The 26,169-nt window shown below is 27.1% G+C and carries 24 protein-coding genes; 9 read left to right on the plus strand and 15 right to left on the minus strand.

Going from position 1 to position 26,169, the window contains the following annotated elements; all coding sequences use genetic code 11:
- Window positions 1–48: 48 nt before the first annotated feature.
- The 3 genes from ALEK_RS11365 to ALEK_RS11375 all read right to left on the minus strand — a co-directional run bounded on the left by ALEK_RS11365 (window position 49) and on the right by ALEK_RS11375 (window position 1,969).
- A complete protein-coding gene (locus ALEK_RS11365) occupies window positions 49–735 on the minus strand; it encodes an aspartate/glutamate racemase family protein (RefSeq protein WP_071625052.1) in 687 nt (228 codons plus the stop codon).
- Window positions 736–794: 59 nt separating this feature from the next.
- Window positions 795–947 carry a hypothetical protein gene (locus tag ALEK_RS11370; RefSeq protein WP_164072404.1) on the minus strand — a complete coding sequence of 51 codons (153 nt, stop codon included), beginning with the start codon at window positions 945–947 and terminating at the stop codon, window positions 795–797.
- A 125-nt stretch (window positions 948–1,072) separates the two neighbouring features.
- Window positions 1,073–1,969 (minus strand): hypothetical protein, encoded by an 897-nt coding sequence (locus ALEK_RS11375; RefSeq protein WP_071625051.1) that lies wholly within the window; start codon window positions 1,967–1,969, stop codon window positions 1,073–1,075.
- 170 nt (window positions 1,970–2,139) lie between these two features.
- On the opposite strand from ALEK_RS11375, the gene ALEK_RS11380 reads away from it, so the two are divergent.
- Window positions 2,140–3,708 (plus strand): SagB family peptide dehydrogenase, encoded by a 1,569-nt coding sequence (locus ALEK_RS11380; protein WP_071626097.1) that lies wholly within the window; start codon window positions 2,140–2,142, stop codon window positions 3,706–3,708.
- Window positions 3,709–3,734: 26 nt separating this feature from the next.
- Here the strand turns inward: ALEK_RS11380 and ALEK_RS11385 are convergent, their stop codons facing one another.
- Complete coding sequence (locus tag ALEK_RS11385; protein WP_071625050.1) at window positions 3,735–4,253, minus strand: hypothetical protein; 519 nt, start codon at window positions 4,251–4,253, stop codon at window positions 3,735–3,737.
- Between the two features lie 103 nt (window positions 4,254–4,356).
- Here ALEK_RS11385 and ALEK_RS11390 point away from each other — a divergent pair, with 103 nt between their 5' ends.
- Window positions 4,357–4,746, plus strand: a complete 390-nt coding sequence (locus ALEK_RS11390) for a hypothetical protein (protein WP_071625049.1) — start codon at window positions 4,357–4,359, stop codon at window positions 4,744–4,746.
- Window positions 4,747–4,783: 37 nt separating this feature from the next.
- Here ALEK_RS11390 and ALEK_RS11395 read toward each other — a convergent pair whose 3' ends face one another.
- On the minus strand, window positions 4,784–5,017 hold the full coding sequence (locus tag ALEK_RS11395) for a hypothetical protein (RefSeq protein ID WP_071625048.1): 234 nt from the start codon (window positions 5,015–5,017) through the stop codon (window positions 4,784–4,786).
- A 105-nt stretch (window positions 5,018–5,122) separates the two neighbouring features.
- Here ALEK_RS11395 and ALEK_RS11400 point away from each other — a divergent pair, with 105 nt between their 5' ends.
- Window positions 5,123–5,398 carry a DUF3144 domain-containing protein gene (locus ALEK_RS11400; RefSeq protein WP_071625047.1) on the plus strand — a complete coding sequence of 92 codons (276 nt, stop codon included), beginning with the start codon at window positions 5,123–5,125 and terminating at the stop codon, window positions 5,396–5,398.
- A 41-nt stretch (window positions 5,399–5,439) separates the two neighbouring features.
- Here ALEK_RS11400 and ALEK_RS11405 read toward each other — a convergent pair whose 3' ends face one another.
- Window positions 5,440–5,898 (minus strand): methyltransferase family protein, encoded by a 459-nt coding sequence (locus tag ALEK_RS11405; RefSeq protein WP_071625046.1) that lies wholly within the window; start codon window positions 5,896–5,898, stop codon window positions 5,440–5,442.
- A gap of 161 nt (window positions 5,899–6,059) precedes the next feature.
- On the opposite strand from ALEK_RS11405, the gene ALEK_RS17535 reads away from it, so the two are divergent.
- A complete protein-coding gene (locus ALEK_RS17535; protein ID WP_197950275.1) occupies window positions 6,060–6,194 on the plus strand; it encodes a DUF2959 family protein in 135 nt (44 codons plus the stop codon).
- A gap of 39 nt (window positions 6,195–6,233) precedes the next feature.
- Window positions 6,234–6,395, plus strand: coding sequence for a DUF2959 family protein (locus ALEK_RS17725; protein ID WP_197950412.1), 162 nt, complete (start codon window positions 6,234–6,236; stop codon window positions 6,393–6,395).
- A gap of 18 nt (window positions 6,396–6,413) precedes the next feature.
- On the opposite strand, the gene ALEK_RS11415 is transcribed toward ALEK_RS17725, so the two are convergent.
- On the minus strand, window positions 6,414–7,073 hold the full coding sequence (locus tag ALEK_RS11415; RefSeq protein ID WP_071625045.1) for a cytochrome b/b6 domain-containing protein: 660 nt from the start codon (window positions 7,071–7,073) through the stop codon (window positions 6,414–6,416).
- Window positions 7,074–7,245: 172 nt separating this feature from the next.
- Between ALEK_RS11415 and ALEK_RS11420 the strand changes: the two genes are divergently transcribed.
- Both ALEK_RS11420 and ALEK_RS11425 read left to right on the plus strand, forming a co-directional pair.
- Window positions 7,246–15,402 (plus strand): YDG domain-containing protein, encoded by an 8,157-nt coding sequence (locus ALEK_RS11420; RefSeq protein ID WP_173424136.1) that lies wholly within the window; start codon window positions 7,246–7,248, stop codon window positions 15,400–15,402.
- A 77-nt stretch (window positions 15,403–15,479) separates the two neighbouring features.
- Window positions 15,480–17,171 carry a ShlB/FhaC/HecB family hemolysin secretion/activation protein gene (locus ALEK_RS11425; protein WP_071628193.1) on the plus strand — a complete coding sequence of 564 codons (1,692 nt, stop codon included), beginning with the start codon at window positions 15,480–15,482 and terminating at the stop codon, window positions 17,169–17,171.
- A gap of 3 nt (window positions 17,172–17,174) precedes the next feature.
- Here the strand turns inward: ALEK_RS11425 and ALEK_RS11430 are convergent, their stop codons facing one another.
- From ALEK_RS11430 to ALEK_RS11460, 7 genes are all read right to left on the minus strand, one after another.
- Window positions 17,175–17,609 carry a response regulator gene (locus ALEK_RS11430; RefSeq protein WP_071628192.1) on the minus strand — a complete coding sequence of 145 codons (435 nt, stop codon included), beginning with the start codon at window positions 17,607–17,609 and terminating at the stop codon, window positions 17,175–17,177.
- Window positions 17,610–17,649: 40 nt separating this feature from the next.
- Window positions 17,650–19,440, minus strand: a complete 1,791-nt coding sequence (locus ALEK_RS11435) for a CHASE domain-containing protein (protein WP_083574720.1) — start codon at window positions 19,438–19,440, stop codon at window positions 17,650–17,652.
- 84 nt (window positions 19,441–19,524) lie between these two features.
- Window positions 19,525–20,250 (minus strand): response regulator transcription factor, encoded by a 726-nt coding sequence (locus ALEK_RS11440; RefSeq protein WP_071628191.1) that lies wholly within the window; start codon window positions 20,248–20,250, stop codon window positions 19,525–19,527.
- 183 nt (window positions 20,251–20,433) lie between these two features.
- Window positions 20,434–21,969 (minus strand): PAS domain-containing sensor histidine kinase, encoded by a 1,536-nt coding sequence (locus ALEK_RS11445; RefSeq protein ID WP_071628190.1) that lies wholly within the window; start codon window positions 21,967–21,969, stop codon window positions 20,434–20,436.
- Between the two features lie 58 nt (window positions 21,970–22,027).
- The gene (locus ALEK_RS11450) at window positions 22,028–22,594 is read right to left on the minus strand and encodes a pentapeptide repeat-containing protein (protein WP_071628189.1); all 567 of its coding nucleotides are present in this window, start codon (window positions 22,592–22,594) and stop codon (window positions 22,028–22,030) included.
- A 49-nt stretch (window positions 22,595–22,643) separates the two neighbouring features.
- Entirely contained in the window at window positions 22,644–23,099 is a 456-nt protein-coding gene (locus tag ALEK_RS11455; RefSeq protein WP_071628188.1) for a cupin domain-containing protein, read from the minus strand.
- A gap of 68 nt (window positions 23,100–23,167) precedes the next feature.
- Window positions 23,168–23,575, minus strand: coding sequence for a gamma-glutamylcyclotransferase family protein (locus ALEK_RS11460; protein ID WP_071628187.1), 408 nt, complete (start codon window positions 23,573–23,575; stop codon window positions 23,168–23,170).
- A 101-nt stretch (window positions 23,576–23,676) separates the two neighbouring features.
- On the opposite strand from ALEK_RS11460, the gene ALEK_RS11465 reads away from it, so the two are divergent.
- Together ALEK_RS11465 and ALEK_RS11470 are read left to right on the plus strand one after the other, a co-directional pair.
- Entirely contained in the window at window positions 23,677–24,312 is a 636-nt protein-coding gene (locus ALEK_RS11465; protein WP_071628186.1) for a CatB-related O-acetyltransferase, read from the plus strand.
- Between the two features lie 78 nt (window positions 24,313–24,390).
- Complete coding sequence (locus ALEK_RS11470; protein WP_071628185.1) at window positions 24,391–25,209, plus strand: hypothetical protein; 819 nt, start codon at window positions 24,391–24,393, stop codon at window positions 25,207–25,209.
- On the opposite strand, the gene ALEK_RS11475 is transcribed toward ALEK_RS11470, so the two are convergent.
- Window positions 25,201–26,169: an oxidoreductase family protein gene (locus ALEK_RS11475; protein WP_071628184.1), complete on the minus strand. Its 969-nt coding sequence runs from the start codon at window positions 26,167–26,169 to the stop codon at window positions 25,201–25,203. The genes ALEK_RS11470 and ALEK_RS11475 overlap by 9 nt on opposite strands.

Here is a 26,169-nt window from a genome sequence, read left to right on the forward strand (position 1 = left end):
TATGTTCTTAATAGTATTTTAATATAAGCGAATTTTATCAATATAAATTTATTTATTTATTGCAAATTCAAAAGCTCTTTGACATTGAAGTTCTAAGGGATTTAAAATAGTTTGTTTTATATCTTCTTGATTAATCGCAAGGGGAAGTTCAGTACAACCTAAAACAACAGCATCAATATTTTCAAAACTATTTATTAGTTTTATAAAATATTCTTTTATTTCACTATTCATTATTCCTTTTGCTAAGGAAGTTTGAAAGGCTTGTATCTCTTCTCTTTGTTGTTTTGAGGGAACTGTGACATTTAAGTTTTTGTTTTCTAAATGATTAATAAAAAAATCATCTTCCATAGTAAATTTCGTACCTAATAAAAGTACATTATTTAGATTTCTTTCTTTTGCAATCTGAGCAGTAATTTCAACCATATGAAATAAAGGCATATTTAGAGCTGTTTCATCTTTTATAATATCGTAGGCTTTATGTAAAGTATTATTACAAATCAAAATACAATCAGGATTTAGAGCATTTAGTTTTTCTAACTCTTTTTTTAAAACATAAGGTATTTTATCCCAACCATCTGGATAATATTGTTTTATCTCATGATAATCTATATTTAATAAAATAAGTTTTGCACTATGAAAACCTCCATAATGCTTTTGCGCCATTTGATTTAATAATTTATAATATTCAATACTAGAAGGCCAAGAAGCACCACATAAAAGTCCTATTGTTTTCATTTTTACTTCCTAAAATCTTAGTTTCATTGATTATATAAAAACTAATATAAAAAACAAAACTATGAATAAATAAAATCATCTAATTCATTAATATCTAAATATTTGTAGTTTTTATATTGCTCAAATTGCTTTAAATCAATTTTGTAAGCTTCCATTGTTTTTTCAAACTCACAATGAAATTTAAAATTCTTGATTATTTGTGGTAAGTTCATTCTCTATACTCCTTAATAAAAAACAGTATTATAAAGTCTTAAATTTTAAATTACATAAAAGTAAAAAAGGTATTAAAATCACCTAATAATATAAAAATATTATTAGGTAAGAGGTATTTATAAGTTTAATTATTTAATAAAATATTGGGTCTACTATTTTTTGTATATTCGTTTAATGCTTTATAGTTATCATTATCTTCTTCAACTTTTTTTTCAAAATTATGAAGTAAAAGATTAAAAGCATTTCTTGCTTCATCTAAAGGCTCATTATGTTTTTCTTCAAGAAGTGAAATTTTATTTATATGATCTTTAAAGTATTCAATTAATACATCATTTATAAAATTCTTGTCAAATTGAGTCATTTGATTAGTAATATTAATATTTCCATCAAATTGTTTATTCTTATAACTTGAATACTTTTTATTATCTAATCCCGATAATCCTCCAAGTTCATTTAATTTGATACTAAATTCATTTATAAGTTTTTGAAAGGTACTACTTTCTCCTTCATAATTATTAGTAGTTAAGTCTGTATTATTTCTAAATAATTGATGAATAATAACGCCAACTCCTTCATTATCTAAAGAATCAAAAGTCTCAAGCATAGAACTCTTTAATATATTATTATTTATTAAGTGGAACCCGTGTTGATTTTTATCTCCATAACCTAAATCATCAATTATAATTAATGTTTGTTCTCCATAATCAAGTAGACCTGCACGAGCATAAAAACTTGCTCTTTCTACTGCCGCTGATTCAGAATGTCCTCTATCCATCCATTTCTGTATAAAAGCTTTAAAGTCTGGAGCATTCTTGTAATATTTATCATCAGTCACATCTCGTTGACTCTCACTAGATAAAATTATTCTTTCTTGTTTACTAATTTTAACTGTATTATTTTCAATATTAACATTTTCTTTTTTGATTACGATACCTAAAAAAGGTTCATTTTTTTTACTTGGTTTTACCTCTAAATTATTAACTTGGTATCTACTATAAGTTGATTGTCTATTTAATTCCATAATTATACCTTAAATATTAACTTTGATAATTATAACAAATTTAATACAACATTTTATTATTAATTACTTTAAAGGATTAAAATGAAAAGCAAAACTATGAATAAATAAAATCATCTAATAAACTTTATCTTTTTAATACTTTCTTAGAAAATTATGTGATACCATGTGTAATGAATAAAAATTTAAATATGGTTTATACCTATCATAACGAAACAAAACACTCGCAACAGCGATACGCTAAGTCTTTAGGCTATATGGATTGGAATACACAACCTAATCCTTTTAGAGCTTATTCAAATACGCAAAAAACTCTATTGCCTTTATCTTTTGAAAACAATACATTAGAATATTCACAAATTTTTTCAAACTCAAAAGATAATGCAATACAAGCGCCACTTTGTATAGAATCAATTTCTCAATTTTTCCAGTTCTCTCTTGGACTTGCTGCAATCAAAGAGTTTCAAGAGCAATCTTGGGCTTTAAGATGTAATGCCTCAAGTGGAAATCTTCACCCAACAGAAGCATATATTATTGCAAATGATATACAAAACATTCCAAATGGATTACATCATTATGCACCACAAAATCATGAGTTAGAGCTTCTTTCAAAAGCAGATGTGAATTTAGAACTTCCACAGAATAGTTTTTTATTAGCTTTATCTTCTATAGTTTGGAGAGAAGCTTGGAAATATGGAGAGAGAGCTTGGAGATATACGCAACTTGATTGTGGTCACGCACTAAAAGCATTAGAAGTTTCTGCTTCAATTTTAGGATGGAAAATAGAAGTAGTTAATGCAAAAGACTCCCAGCTTCAAAATCTAATAGGAGTAGATCAGATAAGTAGATATGTTCCAGAAGAGCGAGAACTTACAGATATGTTAATCTTAGTTTCTAAAGATGAAAATATTAATAGTACTATTGATATCAAAGCTATTAGAAGCTCACTAGAAGATAATTATGAAGGAAAAGCAAATCAACTTAGTCATTCTTGGCACCCTTGGGATATTTTAGAAAAAATAGAAGATGCAACACTTAGTGAAGATATAGAAAATAAAAATTATATAAATGATGTTTATAAACAAAATTCATATAGAGAGCCTTCAAAATCTGCCAAAGATATTGTAATGACTAGACGGTCTGCTCAAATTATGGATAAAGATGATTGTACTATTACAAAAAAAGAGTTTGAAACTATTATAGGTTCTGTAAAATCAGATAATGCATTTGTGCACTTAGTAACTTTTGTACATTCTGTAGAAGATATGGAATCAGGATTATATATTCTTCTTCGAAATAATACTCATAAAGAAGAATTACAAAGCCTACTAAAAGATGAGTTTTTATGGGAAAAAGTAGATACAGAAGCCGGAGATTTATATAAGTTAAAAGCAGATGATTATAAATTTATCACAAAAGCAATCTCTTGTAATCAAGATATTGCAGCCCATGGAGCATTTACAATTGGTATGATTGCACAATTTATGGAACAACTAGAAAACCATGGAGCTAATAGATACAAAGAGTTATACTGGGATTGTGGAGCAATTGGACAGCAATTATATCTAGAAGCCACATCTTTAAATCTTTCAGCTACTGGAATTGGATGTTTCTTAGATGATATTCTTCATGGAACTATTGGTTTATCTACAAACCACTATCAATCACTTTATCATTTTACAATTGGTCGAGGAATGATTGATACTAGACTTACAACTAAAAAACCTTATGAAAACAGATAAAAAGTAAAGGGTCATTCCTTTACTTTCTACTTGTTTTTAAATAATACCCAACTTGTATCATGTCCAATTACTGGAATTAAGAAAAAAAGTCCAAGAGCATTATTTACTTTTTTTATAATTAAACCATCTTTATTTTTTGTAAGATTAAAAGAATCCCATTCTTTTGCAAGAACACCACCATCATTGTGACTCTTATCTTTATGAATAAGCCAAAAACCATCTTTACAAGAAATAGATTTACTATTAATATCAAAACTTTTCTCTGAAATCAGATTTTCTTCTAAATAAGCTTTCATATAAAAAGTATCATTATTCTTTGATATTTCAATAAAATCACTTTTTTCTATATCAGTAAATAAATATTCAGATAATAAAGGGCTATATTCACTTGATTCTATTTGACCTTTATTTTGGTATACCCCTACAATATTCGAACATTCAGTACTTTTATTTGTATCTATTTTTTCCCATGAAGAAGGAAAATCTTGCTTTGATACACATCCTGTAAAAATAAAAATACTTAATAAAAATGAAAAAAATCTCATAAATTCTCCTAAATAAACTTATGCAATAGTAGCAAATTAAAATTATAATGTTTATAAACATACTTTCGATAGAATCCTAAAAAACTTTTAGGATTCACTTTTTATGAACACACGAAATTTATTTATATTATCTTTTGTAGCTATGATTTCAATATACGTATATGTATTTGGGCAAGACAAAACTATTGAGATGATTAAAGCAGAATATCTTTTTATTTTAGGACTTATTCCTCTATCTTTAGCCTTTGTATTTTTCAAATTTAAACTAAAAAACTATGAGTTAAGAGATTTTAATCAAAATAATAACATATCTATAAAATCTACTGTTGTATTTTTCTTAATCTTTCAAGTTGTGGATTATATATCTTATGATGGTTTTATAGGAATGATAAGTCAATGGATTTTATATTGGATTATGGGACTTATTGCCCTACTTTTATTAGAGAATATCAATTATTATAAAAACTATAAAGCTATTTACAATAAATCTTAATATTCAAAAATTATAAAAAGAGAACTCTTTTCTCTTTTTATATATCTATTAAAGTATCAAAAATATCAGTTCTTCTTTTTCCCGTTTTCTTCTCTGCAAAAACTGAAGTTTCTTTTATACTTTCACTCTCTATTTTTTCTTCATTAAGATCTCTATTCTTTTCTATACTTTTTTCTAAATATTCTGAAAAACTCTCATGTTCAATACAATTATGATTTCTATTTTTATTTAACTCTTCATAAAAGATTTCTGTTTTATTTTCTACTTTCATATTAATCCTTTTTCAAGATTACTAAAGTATCTGTTTTTCGTGTAGTCAAAATAAATATAGAAGTAATATTTAAATATAATTTATAAACTTTAAGGATTATAAAACATGGAAAATCAAGAAGAATTTTTAAAAAGAGCAGATGCACATATATTTTTAGCAAATGAACAAATAAATGAAGAAGTAACTTCAGGAGAAGTAAGTGCTTCTTTTATGTATGGAATGACTAGATTTAATGCATGGATTGCAGCATGTGAATTTGAATCAGCAGAAGATATGAGTAATGAAAAAGAAAAAGTAATTGAATACTTTTCAAGTCAATACAAAAATATGTTAGAAGAACATATCAATAATCATATTGAACATTTTGATTTCAAAAAATAGTTATAAAGTATTCCTAATAAACTAATATTAGGAATACTTTTTTATAACCAACGCTTTACTTTTGTTCTATAAGATAAATAATCATCCCCAAACTTTTTTTCCAAAGCTCTCTCTTCTGGAATAATCTGATATCTATTCATATATAAAATAAACAAAACTATATTTATAATATTTAATACATTTCCAAGAAAAATCAACCAAGCAAACAAAATAACAGCAATACCTAAATACATAGGATTTCTTGTAAACTTATAAATTCCATTTGTTACTAAAGAACTAGCACTTTCTGGTTTCATAGGATTTATACTTGTACCTTTTTCATTAAATACATATGAAGCAGCAACAATAAGTACAAAACCTGAAACAGCAGTTTCTATAGATAAAAACATTTGAAACATAAAATCTATATTTAAAGAAGAAAATACACTTGATATAAAATACATTAAAACCATAAAAAATAACATCACCGCAGCTGGTGGAATCTTTAGTTCTAGACTCATATAAAAACCTTTATTATTAAGATTCTATTTTATCTATATTTGATTAAATCTATTTGGTCTTTTTCTATTACTTTAGATAAAACACTATTATTTAATTCACAAAGAGAAACGTAAAGAAAGGTTTAAATGAAAAAATATTATTATCAACTGCGAGTTTATTTATGATATTACTATTTAGTAGCTGTGCAAATAGTGTGTACTATGCAGGAATGGAAAAAGTAGGATTCCATAAAAGAGATATTATGGTAGATAGAGTAAAAAACGTGCAAGAATCTCAAAAAGAGGCTCAGGAATAGTTTAAATCAGCTTTAGATCAGTTTGGTTCACTTGTAAAAATCAAAGATAATGTATTAATTTTAAAACACTCACTTAATGCTCAAGCAATTGGCGCACTTCGAGGTGAATTTGGTACATTAAAAAAAGAAATATCAGTACTAATATCTAGAATGAATCAATCTATCAAAGCTTCAAATACATTTATAAAAGAGATGAAATAATCATCTCTTTTATTTCATCTAATAAACAAAAACATTGCTAGTATCAAATACTAAATAACTTGCAAATATTAAAAATATAATTAAAAAAAGAAAAGCAACAAACTTTTGAAAAATATTTAAAGTAATATCATCTTTATTTTTTGTATTTTTGTAACCTGTAAATATTGAATTCAAAGTGCCATGTTCTTTATGAAGTAATCTATCTACTAAAATTCCACTAATATGTGCAAATAGTAAAACATATAATAAATTTGCCAATAACTCATGTATATCTTCAAAAAAATCTAGTTTTATAAAATTAGAAAAAATTCCTTTTGATTCTTCAACACCCAAAGAAATTCCTCCCGTTAGAATAATAAATGGAACTAGTAACAAAATAGAAATCATCACAAAAGATGCCATAGGATTATGTCCTATATATTTTTGTTTTTTTTCAGAAATATTACTTGCAAACTCTTTTGTTTCTTTTATATCTAGAGAAAAGTCTTTAAATTTTGAGTACTTGGGTCCTATAAACCCCCAAATAAATCTAAAAGTAAGTGGTACCAGAATTAGATACCCTGATATAGAATGAATTAAGATTACATCATCATCAATTATAAAACAAATTGTTATTAATAAGGCAAAACTCCAGTGAAAAATACGAGTTGGCATACTCCAAATATATGATTGGTTCATTTTTATTCCTTTTTAACATCTTTATTTTATATTAAAAGTTTATATTAAAAAATACTCAATATTTACTCAAATAATTAAGTACTCATAATTAACAAAAAGTGAGTAAATACTGAGTAAATGATAAGTTAAACTTTCTTTATATTAAATTGAAACAAGAAATATGGAGAAAGAAATGAAAGCTAATATTAACTTCAAATCAAGATTTAAAATCCTAAAAAATGGAAAGATATCATTAATATTATCTGCATTATTAGGAAGTGTAACTATTACTGTTGCTGCACCAACAGGAGGAAAAGTAACAAGCGGGAATGCTACTATTTCTCAAAGTGGTAATATTACAAATATTAATCAAGCCTCCTCTAAAGCTTCCATTAACTGGCAAGACTTCTCAATAAAACAACATGAAACTGTTAATTTTAAGCAACCTGATGTAAATTCTATTACTTTAAATAGAGTTGTTGGAAATGAAAAAAGTATTATAAACGGTGCGTTAAATGCAAATGGGCAAGTTTGGATTCTAAATTCTAATGGAGTTTTATTTGGTAAGAAAGCTAGTATAAATACTTCTGGAATAGTTGCCAGTACATTAAATATGAGTGATAAAGATTTTAATGAAGGAAACTATAAATTTAGTGGGGATTCAAAAAATAGTATTATTAATGAAGGTCGAATTGACATTAGGAATACAGGATATGCTAGTTTTTTTGGGCAAAAAGTTGTAAATGAAGGTGTTATTAAAGCTACTTTAGGAGATGTAAATTTAGTTAGTGCATCAGAAGTAACATTAAACTTAAACGGTAATTCAACTCTTAGTCTAACTGTAAATAAGGGAATTCTTGATTCACTTATAGATAATAAAGGCGCAATTTATACTAAAGGTGGAGAAGTTCTTTTAAGTGCAAATGCGGTTGATACTTTAGTTGCTAGTGTTGTAAATAATGAAGGTATTGTTGAAGCACAAGGTTTTAGTGAAGAAAATGGAGTTATAAAACTAAGTGGTGATATTGTTGTAAATAATGGAACACTTAATGCTAGTGGAGAAAATGGTGGAGATATTACAACTCATGCAAAACTTATTATTGATAATGGTATTTCTGATGTAAGTGCAAAAACTAAAGCTGGGAATATTACACAAATTGCTGATGAAATCAATCAAACTTCTAAAGCTATTTTAAAAGCTGATGCAAAAGAAGTTGCTGGAAAAATATTACTTAATCATAAAAATATTAAAGACACTTCTATTTATGCTTCAGGAAAAATGTCTGCAAAAGGTAAAGCTGGTGGTAATATTAAAATTAGTAGTGAAACAGTAAAAATTGTAGGAGCAAAACTAGATAGTTCAGGAACTCAAAATGCTGGAGAAATCAATTTAGGTGGAGAATGGCAAGGGAAAAATGAAACTATTAAGAATGCAAAGAATACAGAAATATTAAACTCAAACATTACTAATAATGGGAAAGATGCTGTTGTTACAGTATGGTCAAATGAGAAGACACTATATAATTCAAAAATAGAAGCAAAAAATGGAAATGTAGAGATTTCAAGTAAAGGTAATTTAGGCTTTGATGGGGATGTAATTGCTAAGAATTTACTTTTAGATCCTAAAAATATTACTATTAAAGATATTAATACTTACTCTTTGGAAAAAACTATTATTAATCCTACAGGTAGTTTAACAAACAAATTTGGACTTAAAACCTTAGTATTAGATAATGGTAATTTTGTTGTTTCTACATCTGGTGCATCAATAAGTGGTATTAAAAGTGTTGGGAAAGTTTATATGTACGACTCTTCTGGAGCACTTATTTCTACACTAAGTGGTAGTAATACAAGTGATTATGTAGGTACTTATGGAATTAACTTATTAAGTAATGGGAATTTTGTTATAAAATCACCTCTATGGAATACACATAGAGGTGCAGTTACATGGGTAGATAAAAATGTTGGTTTATCAGGAGTTGTAAGCTCAGCTAACTCTTTGGTTGGAACAACAGAATATGATAATGTAGGGTATACAGTTACTTCACTTACTAATGGAAACTATGTAATTACATCAAGTAATTGGGACAGAGGAGCAATACAAAATGTAGGTGCAGTTACTTGGGGAAATGGAACAACAGGAACAGTAGGAGAAGTATCTATAGCTAATTCTCTTGTTGGAAGTACAGCATATGATTCTATTAGTAATAATAATAGTAAAGTTACTGATTTAAAAAATGGCAAATATGTAATATCATCATATTATTGGGATAATGGTTCTATTAAAGATGTAGGGTCAGTTACACTTGTGGATGGAACAACTGCTGCTTCAGGAGAGATTACAGCATCTAATTCATTAGTTGGGCATGCCGCGTATGATTATATTGGTTCAAATATTCATGTACTTTCAAATGGAAACTTTCTTGTTAGTTCAGTTGAATGGAATAATGGTTCTGCTTTTGATGCAGGTGTAATTACTTGGGTGAATAGTAATCTTCCTCTTGTTGGTACTGTAAATGAAAGTAATTCTCTAGTAGGTTCTTCTAATATGGACTATATTGGAGATACTACAGTTCATGAATTAGGCAATGGTAATTTTGTATTAACACATAAAAATTGGGATAATGGTTCAGCTACTAATACGGGTGCAATAACATGGGTTGATGGAAGCAAAGGTATTTCTGGTGTTATTGGAGAATCAAACTCTTTAGTTGGTTCAAGTAGTAATGATAAACTTAATAATGTAAAAGTACTAAATAATGGAAATTATGTTGTATATTCTTCAAGTTGGAATAATGGGAATATTATTGATGCTGGGGCAGTAACTTGGGCTGATGGAACTATCGGAATTAAGGGTGTTATTAATCAAAACAACTCTTTAGTTGGAACAACAGCTAGTGACCATGTGGGAATGGGAATAACAGCTTTAAACAATGGAAATTATGTTATTAAGTCTTCAAACTGGATTAATGGAAATGTTCTAAAAGCTGGTGCTGTTACTTGGGCAGATGGGACTACGGGAATTCAAGGGACTATCAATTCTTCAAACTCTTTAATTGGACAAGTAAATAATGATCAAGTTGGGTTAAATGGAATAACTGCTTTAAATAATGGAAGTTATATAGTTAATTCTTCAAAATGGAATAATGGAAATATACTAAAAGCTGGTGCTGTTACTTGGACAGATAATATGACAGGTATAAGTGGATTTGTAAATTCCTCAAACTCTTTAATTGGATCATCTAATAATGATTATGTTGGGTCAAATGGGATTACAGTTTTAAGTAATGGTAACTATATTGTTAATTCCTCAAACTGGAATAATGGAAGTATTCTAAAAGCCGGTGCAGTTACCTGGGCAAATAGCAATACTGGTATCTTTGGAGTAATAAACTCTTCAAACTCATTAATTGGAATAAATAATAATGATCAAATTGGTTCAAATGGTATAACTGTTTTAAATAATAGCAACTATGTAGTTAATTCCTCAAACTGGAATAATGGAAGTATTTTAAAAGCCGGTGCAGTTACATGGGGTAATGGGAATAGTGGTATTTCAGGAGCTGTTAGTTCTTCAAATTCACTAATTGGTGCATCAAATAATGACCAAATTGGGTTAAATGGTATAACTGCATTAAATAATGGAAACTATATTATTAATTCATCAAACTGGAATAATGGAAGTATTTTAAAAGCTGGAGCTGTTACATGGGGTAATGGTAATAGCGGTGCTTTAGGAGTTGTTAGTTCTTTAAACTCTATCATTGGAATAAATAATAATGATAGTATTGGATCAAAGGGAATAACTGCCTTAAGTAATGGAAACTATATTGTAAACTCATTTATAAATAAAGGTGTAGCTACATTTTTAGATGGAACAACACAAACACATGGAACAATCAATAATTCAAACTCTTTATATGCAGAAAATACAACTAGTCTATTAAGTATTAAAGAAACAATAGAGGGTGTACTTCTTATTGAAAAAGATAGTAGCGTTGGTGGTACTATTTATAAGGTAAATAAAAACTATAATACGACAAATAGTGCAAGTAATGCTTTATTTACATCATCTCCTTCAGCAAATTCTATTATAACAACAACCAGCCTAAAAACACTACTTGATAGTGGAACAGCAGTTACATTACAAGCTAATAATGATATTAGTGTAGATAGTGATATTATTGTTAATAATACTTCTGGAAATGGTGGTGATTTTACTTTAGAAGCTGGTAGAAATATTACTTTTAACTCTAATATCTTTACAGATAATGGTAACTTTACTGCAATTGCAGGTTCTGCAAATGCTAACAGTACTTATAAAGATAGTGGTACTCCTACTATTAGTATCACAAATAGTGCAAGTATTAATGCTGGTACTGCAAATATTAAATTACATTCTAATGGTGGTAATTTTATAAATAATAGTGGTTCTTCAACTCCTTTTACATCTTCTTTAACTTCTATTTATTTAGATAGTTTTACTAATGCAACTTTAAATAATTTAGCAATAAATTCAAAAAGATATAATACAACCTATGATGGAGGTTGTTTAACAGCTAATTGCATTTTACCTACTTCTGGGGTAAACATGTTATATTCAATTGCTCCACAACTTACTGTTTCGACAATTGGTTTTACTACTACTTATGGAGATGATATAAATATTGGAGGAGCTGTATTATCTGGCTTTGTAGATGAAGATTTTTATTTAACTGCAGGAATCAGTGGAACAGCTGTTTATGATATAACAGGAACTAAGTCAAGTTCTGGGAAATATAGTACAGGAACTCATGATATTAAATATGTATCAGGTTTAATTAGTAAGTATGGATATGGTTTTATAGATAATACAACAGATACAAATGAACTTACTGTTAATAAAAAAGCCTTATCTCTTTCTAATATTGTAGCTTCTAATAAAGTTTATGATGGAAATACTACTGCTAATACTTCAGGAACTTTAGTTGGTGTTGTAAGTGGAGATTCTATAGGTAAAAATATTACTTCTACTTTCTCTGATAAAAATGCTGGAAATTCGAAAACTGTTACTATTAATTCATTAGTTTTAAGTGGTTTAGATAAAGACAATTATGCTATCTCTTCTGGTCAAACTGCAACTGCTAATATTTCAAAGAAAGCTTTATCTCTTTCTAATATTGTAGCTTCTAAAAAAGTTTATGATGGAAATACTACGGCTTCTACTTCAGGAACTTTAGTTGGTGTTGTAAGTGGAGATAATATTGATAAAAATATTACTTCTACTTTCTCTGATAAAAATGCTGGAAATTCGAAAACTGTTACTATTAATTCATTAGTTTTAAGTGGTTTAGATAAAGATAATTATTCTATTACAAGTGGGCAAACTAGCACAGCTGATATTTCAAAGAAAGCCTTATCTCTTTCTAATATTGTAGCTTCTAATAAAGTTTATGATGGAAATACTACGGCTTCTACTTCAGGAACTTTAGTTGGTGTTGTAAGTGGAGATTCTATAGGTAAAACTATTACTTCTACTTTCTCTGATAAAAATGCTGGAAATTCGAAAACTGTTACTATTAATTCATTAGTTTTAAGTGGTTTAGATAAAGATAATTATTCTATTACAAGTGGGCAAACTAGCACAGCTGATATTTCAAAGAAAGCCTTATCTCTTTCTAATATTGTAGCTTCTAATAAAGTTTATGATGGAAATACTACAGCTAGTACTACTGCCTCTTTACTTGGTGTTGTAAGTGGAGATTCTATAGGTAAAAATATTACTTCTACTTTCTCTGATAAAAATGCTGGAAATTCGAAAACTGTTACTATTAATTCATTAGTTTTAAGTGGTTTAGATAAAGACAATTATGCTATCTCTTCTGGTCAAACTGCAACTGCTAATATTTCAAAGAAAGCTTTATCTCTTTCTAATATTGTAGCTTCTAAAAAAGTTTATGATGGAAATACTACGGCTTCTACTTCAGGAACTTTAGTTGGTGTTGTAAGTGGAGATTCTATAGGTAAAAATATTACTTCTACTTTCTCTGATAAAAATGCTGGAAATTCGAAAACTGTTACTATTAATTCATTAGTTTTAAGTGGTTTAGATAAAGACAATTATGCTATCTCTTCTGGTCAAACTGCAACTGCTAATATTTCAAAGAAAGCTTTATCTCTTTCTAATATTGTAGCTTCTAAAAAAGTTTATGATGGAAATACTACGGCTTCTACTTCAGGAACTTTAGTTGGTGTTGTAAGTGGAGATAATATTGATAAAAATATTACTTCTACTTTCTCTGATAAAAATGCTGGAAATTCGAAAACTGTTACTATTAATTCATTAGTTTTAAGTGGTTTAGATAAAGATAATTATTCTATTACAAGTGGGCAAACTAGCACAGCTAATATTTCAAAGAAAGCCTTATCTCTTTCTAATATTGTAGCTTCTAATAAAGTTTATGATGGAAATACTACAGCTAGTACTACTGCCTCTTTACTTGGTGTTGTAAGTGGAGATAATATTGATAAAAATATTACTTCTACTTTCTCTGATAAAAATGCTGGAAATTCGAAAACTGTTACTATTAATTCATTAGTTTTAAGTGGTTTAGATAAAGACAATTATTCTATTACAAGTGGTCAAACTAGCACAGCTGATATTTCAAAGAAAGCTTTATCTCTTTCTAATATTGTAGCTTCTAATAAAGTTTATGATGGAAATACTACAGCTAGTACTACTGCCTCTTTAGTAGGTATTTTAAGTGGAGATAATATTGATAAAAATATTACTTCTACTTTCTCTGATAAAAATGCTGGAAATTCGAAAACTGTTACTATTAATTCATTAGTTTTAAGTGGTTTAGATAAAGATAATTATTCTATTACAAGTGGGCAAACTAGCACAGCTGATATTTCAAAGAAAGCCTTATCTCTTTCTAATATTGTAGCTTCTAATAAAGTTTATGATGGAAATACTACGGCTTCTACTTCAGGAACTTTAGTTGGTGTTGTAAGTGGAGATAATATTGATAAAAATATTACTTCTACTTTCTCTGATAAAAATGCTGGAAATTCGAAAACTGTTACTATTAATTCATTAGTTTTAAGTGGTTTAGATAAAGATAATTATTCTATTACAAGTGGGCAAACTAGCACAGCTGATATTTCAAAGAAAGCCTTATCTCTTTCTAATATTGTAGCTTCTAATAAAGTTTATGATGGAAATACTACGGCTTCTACTTCAGGAACTTTAGTTGGTGTTGTAAGTGGAGATTCTATAGGTAAAACTATTACTTCTACTTTCTCTGATAAAAATGCTGGAAATTCAAAAACTGTTACTATTAATTCATTAGTTTTAAGTGGTTTAGATAAAGATAATTATTCTATTACAAGTGGGCAAACTAGCACAGCTGATATTTCAAAGAAAGCCTTATCTCTTTCTAATATTGTAGCTTCTAATAAAGTTTATGATGGAAATACTACAGCTAGTACTACTGCCTCTTTACTTGGTGTTGTAAGTGGAGATTCTATAGGTAAAACTATTACTTCTACTTTCTTTGATAAAAATGCTGGAAATTCGAAAACTGTTACTATTAATTCATTAGTTTTAAGTGGTTTAGATAAAGATAATTATTCTATTACAAGTGGGCAAACTAGCACAGCTGATATTTCAAAGAAAGCCTTATCTCTTTCTAATATTGTAGCTTCTAATAAAGTTTATGATGGAAATACTACGGCTTCTACTTCAGGAACTTTAGTTGGTGTTGTAAGTGGAGATAATATTGATAAAAATATTACTTCTACTTTCTCTGATAAAAATGCTGGAAATTCGAAAACTGTTACTATTAATTCATTAGTTTTAAGTGGTTTAGATAAAGATAATTATTCTATTACAAGTGGTCAGACTAGTACTGCTAATATTTCTAAACAACAATTAAGATACAAACTAGGAAGTATTATTTTTGGTAGAGATGATAATAAGAACTATAAAATCTCAGACCTATTCTCAGGTGAGTTAATATTTGGTAAAGAATATTCTTTTATGAAAGAAGGAACTGATTATGAGTTTACAAATAATGGTGAAGTAATAAAAAGCCTTAAAAAAGCCGGTACGTATATTGTTGAAGTAAAAATGCTAAATGACAACTATAGCCTAAGTAACAACAGTAAAAAAGGTTTCTTTACTCTTTTAGCTTCAGCAGAGAGTTATAGAGAAATTGTTTCGGGAATAAGAAAACCTATTGAAATAAAGAAAATAGAAATAAAAATTAATGATTCCCAAAATAACTATTTTGAAGACACTTATTTTGATGAAAATAATTTTGACAACAATTTAAGTGATAAAATTAAGTTACCAGAGGATATATAAATATCTATTTTAAAAAATGAGTAAAAGGTGAGTAGAAGATAAGTTAGAATTTTATAATTAATAACTAAGGATTAAAATTGAACAAATCAAAATACCTTCTTCTTACAGCATTTACATTACCATCACTACTATTGGCAAATTCTATTCCAAATAGTAGTGATGCTACAAAGTCAATCAAAATTCCTAAAGAATTATCAAAAACAAAGTCTAAACCTTTGGTAGAACTTGATGGTGTAAAGAAACAATACAAGCCTAGACTAAAAGATGATAAAAGTGGTAGAAAAGTACTAATAAAAAGTTTTATTTTTACAAAAAATCAAAATATAAGTGACAGCATTTTATCAACAACATTAAATACATACAAAAATAAAAAACTTAGTTTTAGAGAAATTCAAATGCTTAGTTCTTTAATAACTAAGAAATATAGAGATGCAGGTTTTTTAGTTGCAAAAGCATATATTCCAGAACAAACTCTATCTAATGGTGTTCTTGAAATTGCAATAATAGAAGGGCAATATGGAAATTTTGAACTAATTAATAAATCAAAAGTCAACTCTTCGTTAATTCAATCTATTATAAATCATAGTACCGAGAATAAAGTAATTAGAAATACTTCTTTAGATCGAAGTCTATTATTGCTAAATGATATTCCTGGAATTATTATAACAAAAACAGCTATTAAAGCTGGAGAAAAAATAGGTACTAGTGATTTTAATGTAATAGTAGAAGATACAAAAACATTCGATGGCTACATACTAACTGATAACTATGGAAGTAGATACACAGGAAAACAAAGAGCAATGATAGGAGCTAATCTAAATTCTCCTTTTAACATAGGAGATAAACTATCAATTACAGGTCTAATAGGAAAAGGTGAAGATATAACAAATGGTTCTATTTCATACTCTTTTCCAATGTATTCTAATGGATTAAGAGGAAAAGTAGCTTATTCAAATACAAGCTATCACTTAATAGAAGAATACCAGAACTTAGATTCTGTTGGTGAAACAAATACATATAACTTTACAATGACATACCCAATAGTAAAAACTAGAAATGAAACACTAAATATTTATTCTATTGTGGAACAAAATAGACTAAAAGATGAAGTAAGAAGTACAAATTACGAAATTAAAAAAAGTTCTCAAGTTTTAAGAGTAGGATTAAATTATATAAATAATAATCAAACTCTATTGGGAATGAACCAAAATATAAATGCATCAATCAAATACTCATTTGGAAATCTAAAATTCAATGATAAGTCACAAGAAAGCTTAGATATTGATGGAGCAAATACACAAGGAAAGTATTCAAAAATAGAACTTGAACTTTCATCTGTTTTACAAGTTAATAAGCAAATATCTTTAGAGAGTTCAATAAAAGCTCAACGTGTTTTAAATGGTAAAAACTTAGATGGAAGTGAAGACTTTTCTATCGGTGGTGCTTATGGCGTAAAAACTTATCCAAGTGGAGAACTAAGTGCTGAAAATGGTTATTTATTTAATATAGAAGCTAAATATCAATTACCAAATATTTCAAGAGTAACTCATAATATGGGGCTATTTTATGACATGGGATATGTAGATATGGAAAATCCCATTTCTACTTTTGAAAGAAGAATATTAAAAGATATTGGAATAGGACATTATGCCAATTATAAAAATATATTTACTAAATTCCAAGTTGCATGGAAAATAGACAATGAACATATAAAAAGTGAACCAGATCAAAATAGTAAAATACTAGGAATGATAGGAATGACTTTTTAAAAGTTAATTACTTTTCAGCTCTTTTATAACACTAATTAGTTTAGTCAAAAGAGCTGTTTGATCTATAGGTTTTTGAACAAATCCTTTTATACTAAGCTTTTCTAACTCTAAAAACTCTTCTGATTCTGTATGAGCAGATAAAATAATAATTGACTGAGATGGATTTTTTTCAAGTATCATCTTACATAAATCTGAACCATTTAAAATAGGCATACTCAAATCTGAAATGACAATATCATAAAAAGAATTATTCTTAAGAGTAAAGCTTTCATATATTTCTATTGCTTCTTTTCCATTATTTGCAGTATCAATATTAGGAAAAACCTTTTTCAACATTTTAATTGTTTGTTCTCTTACAATATCGTTGTCTTCAACAAATAGAACATTTATTAATTTACAAAATGGCAATAATTCTTTTAATTCATTAATATTTAACACAGTACTCTCTTGTTTGATTTTTTTAATTCTATCAAAACTATTATGATTCTTTATTAATTAAATGATTATTTTTCATTATTATCCTGAATAATGCTCCACCATTAATATTTTCAATTTCTAAAGTACCATTACAATGATCTTCTATAATAGTTTTACTCATATAAAGACCAAGTCCTGTACCATCTCTTTTCATTTTTGTAGAGAAGTAAGGATCAAATATTTTATTTAAATATTCCTCTTTTATTCCACCACCATTATCATTGATTTCTAAAATATATGAATCATTTTTTTTGTAAGTATTAATTATTACTTTTGGATCTTTTATATTTTTTTCAACCAAAACATCTTCTGCATTTTTAAGAAGATTTAATATTACTTGACTAAATTGAGAAGGATAAATATGTAATTTCTCCGAACAATTATAGTTTTTAACTAATTTAATACTTTTTTCATCATATGATGAGTGAATAATATTTATAGTTTTGTCTACCACTTCTTCAATATTTACATCTTCTTTTTCAAGATTTGGTTTATAGAAGTTCCTAAAATCGTCTATAGTTGAAGATAAATGTTGTGAATACTCTGAAATTAATTCAATTTCTTTTAATAACTCTTCATTAGAAATTTCATCATAAAGTTGTACCTGAAGAGAAATCGTATTTGCTGTTGATGTAATTGCAGTTAGCGGCTGCCTCCATTGATGAGCAATCATGCTAATCATTTCACCTGTTTGCGCAAGTTTTGATTGTTGAATTAATTGATTAGTTTTTTCTTGGTTTTTATCAACTTCTTCATTTATTCGACCTTCCAATTCATTTTTCAATTTTGTTCTTCTTGAAATAATAAGAATATAGACAACTATCGATAAAGTTAAAAGCACCCCCGAAGCAAATACAATAACATGCAAAAAGCCTTTTTGAGAATCAATAAAATCAAATCTAGGTGTTGTAATCATTATTAACTTTCTACCTAATGTTTCATGCAATTCTCTAGTATATGTCATAGCAGTATTTAACTCTTTTATTGGCTGAGAATTATGAGTTGTAATTAGTTCATTTTTTCCTGAAGTTGCATCAATAATCTTAAACTCTACCCCATCCATTTCATCTTCAATTTTTGAGTGTGGATAAACTTCATTATAATTATAAATTCCAGTTACAAAACCTTTTAGATTTTTTATACGTTCCTCAACTGTTGAGGAAACAGCTGTATATATTGGAAGAAAAATAAAAAAACCTTTTTCTTTTTTATTATTTTGAGTAATAGTAACAGTATCAGAAGCTTGAGCTAATCCTGTAGTCATAGCTTTATTTAGACTTTTTGAAATAATTGTATTAGAAGATAAATCTAATCCAAAAAGAGACTTATTTTCATTCAATGGGGAAATATGATATATAGGGTAATACTCTTTTTTATTTCCTACTGATTCTAAACTCTTTTGGCTATTTTGTTCTACAAACTCAAACTCTAAAAATTGTTCTTTATGTCTATTAATATATTTTGTTTTATCAACATTATTAACTTTTGGAACCCAAGCTAAGGCATGAATTTCTTTATGTCTTGTTAAAAGCTTTTTAACTTCAAAGTCCATTCGTTTAAAATCAGGGTCTGAATCTTCATGATATAGTATTGATAAGGCATATAAAACTTCTAATCTAAGTGCAGCATCAGTATATATTGATTCTCTAAATTCTCCAGCTTCTTTACGATAATACTGATAAAGTTCATTCATTTTAGCAGCATATAAAAACCAACTTACAACTCCAGATAATAAAAAACCTAAAACTGTAATTGATATTAATACAACCTTTAAATTATTCTTCTTATACATATTTTATCTACCTTACATATTTTATTTATACTCTTTACTTATATTTTAAATAATAGCCAAAGATTAACTCATAAATAACTCAATTTAATCAAGTAAAATCAGTTTATATCCTTGACCATAAACCGATTCGATAATATTAGTACTAAGTTTATTATTTAAACGAGTAATTACATTTCTTACTCGTCTTTCATTAAAATCTAAATCATCAAAAATATAATATTCAATACTCTCTAAAGACTTAATACTTTTATCATTTGATGATAAAAATTCAATTAACTTAGACTCATTTTTAGTAAGTTTCAGAGTTTTATCTTTTTGAATAAGAGTTTTAGTACTGTTATCCCAAATATAATCCCCTTGAAGTTTTAAAATATTTTTTATAGCATAATGTTTAGTAATAACTTTCTCCAAAACTTCACTTATTTTATCTATGGGATAAGGCTTTAATACATAACCATCAATTCCTATTTTTATTGCTTCCATAAAATATTCTGTATTATCGTAAGCAGAAAAAATAATAATAGGTATCGAAATATCAGTTTTTCGTATCTCTTTTATCATTTCCAAACCATTTTGTTTTGGCATTTCAATATCAGTAATTATTAGATTAATCTTTGTTGACTTATCTTCAACATTACATTCAAGATACTTATTTAAACCTTCTTCTCCATTAGTACAACAAAGTACATTAGGAAGCATTTTGCTAAGCATTTTAGCTGTTTGTTGACGAACTATATCATTATCTTCAACATATAAAGTTATAAAATTTTCATCTATTCTTTGTAAGAAATCAAATTTGCTATTTTGCAAGATTAACCTTTTTTATTTTTAAGTTAGGAATATTAACTTTTTGAAACTTAGAAAAAGAAATATACTTATATATCTGTTAAAATAGTAGTATTTTAAATAGAAAGCTTTTAATTATCAAAAAGAAAAGCTATTGTTAGAGTTTTATATTAGGCTTATTTAAACCAAAGTTTGGGAAAAAAGACATTAGTCTCTTTTTCCTACTTTTTCTATAATACTACTTTTAGGAATAGCAATAGAAAAACAAGCACCTTTATAAGTTTTACCTTTATATTCAAACTCTACATTTCTAACATCTATTTCTGTTTTAATATGTTTTATAATGATTTGATAAGTCATATATAAACCTATTCCAGTACCTTGACTTTTATGTTTAGTTGTGAAATATGGGTCAAATATTTTTTCTAGGTTTTCTTTTTTTATTCCATTACCATTATCTGTAATTTTTATATAGTAATTATTTTCATCAGATGTTAAATCAAGGAATACGCACTTCTCATGATCCATATCGTTTATATGTTTTAATACATCTTTTGAGTTATTCAAGATATTAATTAATGCTTGAATAAATAGGTTTTCATTACAATTAAAAGATATATCATCTTCAACATTTACTAAAAATTTAATATTATAATCTGAAAATGCATCTTTAATTAATGAAATAGTTTTCTGTATACTAGATTTTATATTTACTTCTTTAATATTATAATTATCAGCCAAGAAAAAGCTTCTAAAATCTTCAATTGTATTAGACAAATATTGCGCTTGATTATTAATATTTTCCATATTTTCAATCAATTCTTCATTATCTAAAATTTTCATTTCATTTTTTAGTTTTGTTCCTGTAGCAGCTGAAGATATTAAAGTTAATGGTTGTCGCCACTGATGAGCAATATTTTCTATCATCTCACCCATAGTACTTATTTTTGCTTGATGATATAGAATTCTATCTTTTGCTTTTAGCTCGTCTTCTTGTTGTTTTAGAAGAGTAATATCAGTAGAAAAACCTAAAACTGTGGGAGTATTGTCTTCTAGAGTATATGGAATCTTGACACTCCAGTAATAACTTTTATTATTCTCATCTTCAAAATACTCTTCTGTAGATATTTTTTCTAATTTTGTTAATACTTCCAAATCCGATTCCCAAAAAGAATCAGCAACTTCTTTTGGAATAACATCAGTATCAACTTTTCCAATAATTTCATCTGCTGAACGTTGAAATAAAGCAGCTACTTTAGAGTTAACATATCTGAAAACTCTATTTTTATCTTTCATATAAATATAAGCATCAACATTATCTAAAATCGTATCTAAGAAATGTTTTTGTGCTAAGATTTTATTTTCTAAGTTCTTTTGTTCAGTAATATCAGTAGAGATACCAAACATTCCAATTATATTTTTGTTTTCATCATAAAGTGGTTTTTTTACAGTGATATAAAACCTTTTTTCACCAGTTCTTTTTATAACCAGTACTTCTTCAGTTTCTATTATCTCACCATTAAATACTCTTTTGTCATTTTCAAGTAGGTGTTCTATTTCATCTTTTGTAAAAAAGTAGTAATCATCTTTGCCTATAAGTTCATCAATTGTAATATCAAAAAGCTCTAATACTAAACTATTGGCATAAGTATATTTTCCCTCTAAGTCTTTTGTAAAAATATAAGCCCCGACTTCATTTAGTACAGAAACTAATGTGTTTACATTAAGTGATTGGTGCAACATAATGCTCCTTTCTCAAAACTAGATTTAATATACAGTTAAAGTATATCCAAATAATATTTTATTTTATTTTAATAGGAAGAAGACTTAAAAAGCTTAAAGCTTCAGGAAGGGAAAATTGTGCTTTTTCTATATCATTATGTTTAGGATCAATTAGATAGTTTCTAGATGTTTCAAAATTTGATTTTTTTAGACTATTGTTTATAAAAGAAGTTAATTCTAAATCACAATTATCAAATACAGCTCGTTCAAGATTACACTCTTCAAAACCAGTATCTTTTATAAGACAATTTACAAACTTCATAGCTCTTAAATCCATTAAATGAAATGAGTTTTGAGAAATATTAGAAGAGTCAAATTTAATATCAAAAGGCTCTATACAATTACTCCAAGAGACACCTATTAATTTAGAATTTGTAAAGGTAACATCATTAAAAGTGCAAGATTTTAGAATACTTAGGGATAAGTCACAATTAACAAAAGTACATTCTGTAAATTTACAAGAATAAAAAGTAGCTTTTGAAAAATCACATTTTACAAAGGTACAATTGTCAAAATATATAGAATCTAAATTCTTTTCATCATATTCGTAAAACTCTTCTTCCCAATAATCATTTGTCTTAAACATTCTTCTCTTTTTTATTTGGATTCTAACATATTAAAAAGAAAAAAAAGATTTATTTCCATTTTGGATTAAAGCCAACTCTTTTCCCATCAGCTGTGGTATGCTCCTCTAAAGAGTTTTCTTTTGATTGGATAACTTGATATATCATGTTTTCATTAGATCCATTGCATATTCCTCTCTCACCCTTAGGTGCAACTCTAATAATACTACCTTCTTGAATCTCAAAACAATCATCATCTACTTGAAAAAAACCATAACCTTTTAGAATAATATATGTTTCTTCATTTTTTGTATGAATATGAAAATATGTTTGTTCTGATTTAGGAGGAAGAGAATTAAAAGAAATTTGAGAGCCTGTGGCTTGTGTAGCATCTTTTAAAAATACTTTTCCTTCAATTTCTTGTTTATTGACAGGATGAATCAATGAATAGTTCATTAACTCATTTAAGTTTCCTAGATTTACTGCATTATAGTTTGTATTTTTTGATAATTCTTTTATTTGTTTCATATTAATAATCCTTTATTTCAAACATTATATAAAAAGTTAAATATTAATTATTGTATAAAATTGAGATACTATAATACAAATGGTAAGTTATATTTTTCCATACATTTTTTAAGTTTTGAAGAATATTCTTCATTACTTTCATCTTCACTTGGAGCATCTAAAAGATTACAACATAGTGTAGTAATACTTTTATTTTCATCAACATTTACAAGTAAAGACTCTTTAATATATTGAGTTAGACCAGAACCTGCATATAGTTTTTCAACTTCATCATATGTCAAAGAATATACTAAACCATAAGCTTTAGAATTCTCACATCTAAGTAAAGTAGCTAGTTTTCCAACTCTTAGTTTATATCCACTTACAAACCCTGCTCTTTGATTACGAGGATTTACACCTTTAGTTTTTAAAATTTCTTCATCCATATACAAACCATAAAAAAATACATCATGAAGTCTATTATTTGAATTATCCATTTATTGTTTCCTTTTCTAAAATAAAATTATTATAATTGTTTATATATTACCTTAATTAATTAATTTTTATGATAGACTTCACCCAAATCCATAGGAGCCTTATGAAAGCATTTCACTTTGAAAATCAATTTTCTTCCCAACTATTAAACGAAACAATTAAACATCCAAATATTGAAGTAGGAGTCTTTTCTTATTATTCAGGTTATCATCATAAACATGATTTTGTGGAGTGTGTACGATATTTACATGATAAAAGAAAAGATGTAGATAGACTGATAATTGGATCATACTGCTCAATTGGTTCAGGTGCTGTTTTTATGATGGCAGGGAATCAAGGTCACAATATGAAATGGGTAAGTACTTTTCCTTTTTATTTCCAAGCAAATATTTTCAAAAATGCAAAAAATGCTTTTGAAAGAGTTGGAGATACTGTTATAGGAAATGATGTTTGGATAGGCTCAGAAGCTATGATAATGACAGGGGTAAAAATTGGTGATGGAGCAGTAATTGCAGCACGTGCAGTTGTTACAAAAGATGTAGAACCATATACAGTTGTAGGCGGTAATCCAGCAACTTATATAAAATCTCGTTTTGAAAAAGAAGAAATAGAACAATTATTATCAATGAAATGGTGGAATTGGAAAGAAGAAAAAGTAAAAGAGTGTATGCCTTTAATCTGTAGCCCTAGTATCTCTGATCTACTTGAATACTGGAAAAAGAATAAAAAGGATTTATAAACTCCTATTCTTAGCTCAAACTTTTAATTTAAATTATTAATTTTAAAATACTAATGAAATATAGTATACTAATCTATTATGAAAAAGTTATATATTGTATTATGTATCTTAGTAATTACAAGTAGTAATATTTATGCTTTTACATGGGATGATTGTATTGAAAAGTACGAAAAAGCAAAACAATTTAGTGATAATGCACGATTGTCATATCTGTATTTAAAATCTACTAAAAGTTGTTTAATAAAGTTTAAAAAACTTTTAATACAAAATCCTGATCCTGAGTTTACAGTAAAAGCAATGAGCGATAATATTTTAATGCTTAGTGAAAATATTGATAAACTACTTCCTGCATATCAATACCCAAAAAATAATCTTGAAACTATTCCTAAATATTTATATACTAACTCTAATATCCCAATCTACAACAAAGAATATAAGTATTTCAAAAAATACAAAGAGTGTAATGGAATACATGCAAATGACAAAATATATACAGCAAAGCATTGTAATATTAACAACTCAAAAAATATAAAATATGACCTAAATTATATAGAAGCTTCACATAAATCTAAACTAGAAGTATCAAAACTAAACCTAAATGAAAAAGGTACCTTCAAATACTATTCAATGTCAAAGGTTGGTATGTTTTATACTTCACTTTTACAAGAGAAAAATTGTAATTTTTATAAAACAAAAAATATTGCTGTAGGACAAAATAAAACACTTGATTTAACAGATTTATCTAAAGAATATGAGATTAGAAGTAACTGTCTAGCAATTCCATCAAATAGTGGTGGAGGAGTATTTCAAGATGGTAAACTAGTAGCAATTATCTCTAAAACAGTATTTGATAAAAATAGATTTTTATATAGTATTATTGAGCCTATACTACCTTGATTTTAGATAATCAATTGCTTTTTTAGTTAAGTTCTCAGAGTAAACATTAATTTTAAAATGATTAGGACTCCAACCTTTTATAAAACGTTGAAAATCTGCCCAAGCAATACAGAATAATTCTCTATATTCACGCTCAATCTCATCACTATTAATATTAGGTTGATAATATTTCAGAGCTTCTTTTAATTCTTCAAAATAAGTATCTAAACACCAAGATTCCATACTCTCTAAATCTTCAGGTTTAATAGCACTACTCATAAATAAAATTACATCTTTCATACCACATCCCTGCCCTACATATTGGAAATCAACAGCAGAAGCTAAAGTACCAGAACTATTAAAACAAAAGTTTGCTAATTTAGCATCCCCATGGACAATAGTTTGATATTTTGTATTTTTTAATATTGAGTCTATTTCTAAAGCATAGTTTTTTAATTCTTCATCTTCTAAAGCTTCAAACTCATCAGGTCGTGTATCTAAATGCCAGTAAGTTCCCGTCTCCCATAAGGAAGAACTACTAGTGTTCATATAACAAGCATGAAAATTAGCTAACCATCTAAGACTTGATTTAAGATGTTCTTTATTAGCTTCTTTTACAATACAATCAAAACCAACAGAAGATAAATCTTCCATAACAATAAGACATTCATTTTCTGAAGTAAATGTCATTAAGCCTTGGGGTACTCGACACCTATTATCAATATTCTTTGAGAATTCTTCATACCAATTAACTTCTACTTTATATGATTTTAATTTTCTTTGATGAGAGAGATTTGTATTCCATCCCTTTGGATGTTCGCTTTTTTTAGGTAGTTTTATATGTTTTACTATAATACTTTTATTATGAAATTTTAGACGAACTAATTCTCCGTAATTACTCCATAAGTTTTGGATTATTTCAAAACTTATGATTTCACCAAGATTTAGCTCCTCTACTATATTTTCATATAAAGTATTCAT

It is taken from the genome of Poseidonibacter lekithochrous (assembly GCF_013283835.1).
In the GTDB taxonomy this organism is placed as follows: domain Bacteria; phylum Campylobacterota; class Campylobacteria; order Campylobacterales; family Arcobacteraceae; genus Poseidonibacter; species Poseidonibacter lekithochrous.

What these genes read in the sequence shown, in the direction of transcription:
- ALEK_RS11420 (WP_173424136.1), top strand. Translation starts at nt 7,246, where the DNA reads ATGAAAGCTAATATTAACTTCAAATCAAGATTTAAAATCCTAAAAAAT.
- ALEK_RS11390 (WP_071625049.1), top strand. Translation starts at nt 4,357, where the DNA reads ATGAACACACGAAATTTATTTATATTATCTTTTGTAGCTATGATTTCA.
- ALEK_RS11405 (WP_071625046.1), bottom strand. Translation starts at nt 5,898, where the DNA reads ATGAGTCTAGAACTAAAGATTCCACCAGCTGCGGTGATGTTATTTTTT.
- ALEK_RS11365 (WP_071625052.1), bottom strand. Translation starts at nt 735, where the DNA reads ATGAAAACAATAGGACTTTTATGTGGTGCTTCTTGGCCTTCTAGTATT.
- ALEK_RS11400 (WP_071625047.1), top strand. Translation starts at nt 5,123, where the DNA reads ATGGAAAATCAAGAAGAATTTTTAAAAAGAGCAGATGCACATATATTT.
- ALEK_RS11470 (WP_071628185.1), top strand. Translation starts at nt 24,391, where the DNA reads ATGAAAAAGTTATATATTGTATTATGTATCTTAGTAATTACAAGTAGT.
- ALEK_RS11465 (WP_071628186.1), top strand. Translation starts at nt 23,677, where the DNA reads ATGAAAGCATTTCACTTTGAAAATCAATTTTCTTCCCAACTATTAAAC.
- ALEK_RS11385 (WP_071625050.1), bottom strand. Translation starts at nt 4,253, where the DNA reads ATGAGATTTTTTTCATTTTTATTAAGTATTTTTATTTTTACAGGATGT.
- ALEK_RS17535 (WP_197950275.1), top strand. Translation starts at nt 6,060, where the DNA reads ATGATATTACTATTTAGTAGCTGTGCAAATAGTGTGTACTATGCAGGA.
- ALEK_RS11375 (WP_071625051.1), bottom strand. Translation starts at nt 1,969, where the DNA reads ATGGAATTAAATAGACAATCAACTTATAGTAGATACCAAGTTAATAAT.
- ALEK_RS11450 (WP_071628189.1), bottom strand. Translation starts at nt 22,594, where the DNA reads ATGTTTAAGACAAATGATTATTGGGAAGAAGAGTTTTACGAATATGAT.
- ALEK_RS11455 (WP_071628188.1), bottom strand. Translation starts at nt 23,099, where the DNA reads ATGAAACAAATAAAAGAATTATCAAAAAATACAAACTATAATGCAGTA.
- ALEK_RS11370 (WP_164072404.1), bottom strand. Translation starts at nt 947, where the DNA reads ATGAACTTACCACAAATAATCAAGAATTTTAAATTTCATTGTGAGTTT.
- ALEK_RS11395 (WP_071625048.1), bottom strand. Translation starts at nt 5,017, where the DNA reads ATGAAAGTAGAAAATAAAACAGAAATCTTTTATGAAGAGTTAAATAAA.
- ALEK_RS11475 (WP_071628184.1), bottom strand. Translation starts at nt 26,169, where the DNA reads ATGAATACTTTATATGAAAATATAGTAGAGGAGCTAAATCTTGGTGAA.
- ALEK_RS11415 (WP_071625045.1), bottom strand. Translation starts at nt 7,073, where the DNA reads ATGAACCAATCATATATTTGGAGTATGCCAACTCGTATTTTTCACTGG.
- ALEK_RS11380 (WP_071626097.1), top strand. Translation starts at nt 2,140, where the DNA reads ATGAATAAAAATTTAAATATGGTTTATACCTATCATAACGAAACAAAA.
- ALEK_RS11460 (WP_071628187.1), bottom strand. Translation starts at nt 23,575, where the DNA reads ATGGATAATTCAAATAATAGACTTCATGATGTATTTTTTTATGGTTTG.
- ALEK_RS11435 (WP_083574720.1), bottom strand. Translation starts at nt 19,440, where the DNA reads ATGTATAAGAAGAATAATTTAAAGGTTGTATTAATATCAATTACAGTT.
- ALEK_RS11445 (WP_071628190.1), bottom strand. Translation starts at nt 21,969, where the DNA reads ATGTTGCACCAATCACTTAATGTAAACACATTAGTTTCTGTACTAAAT.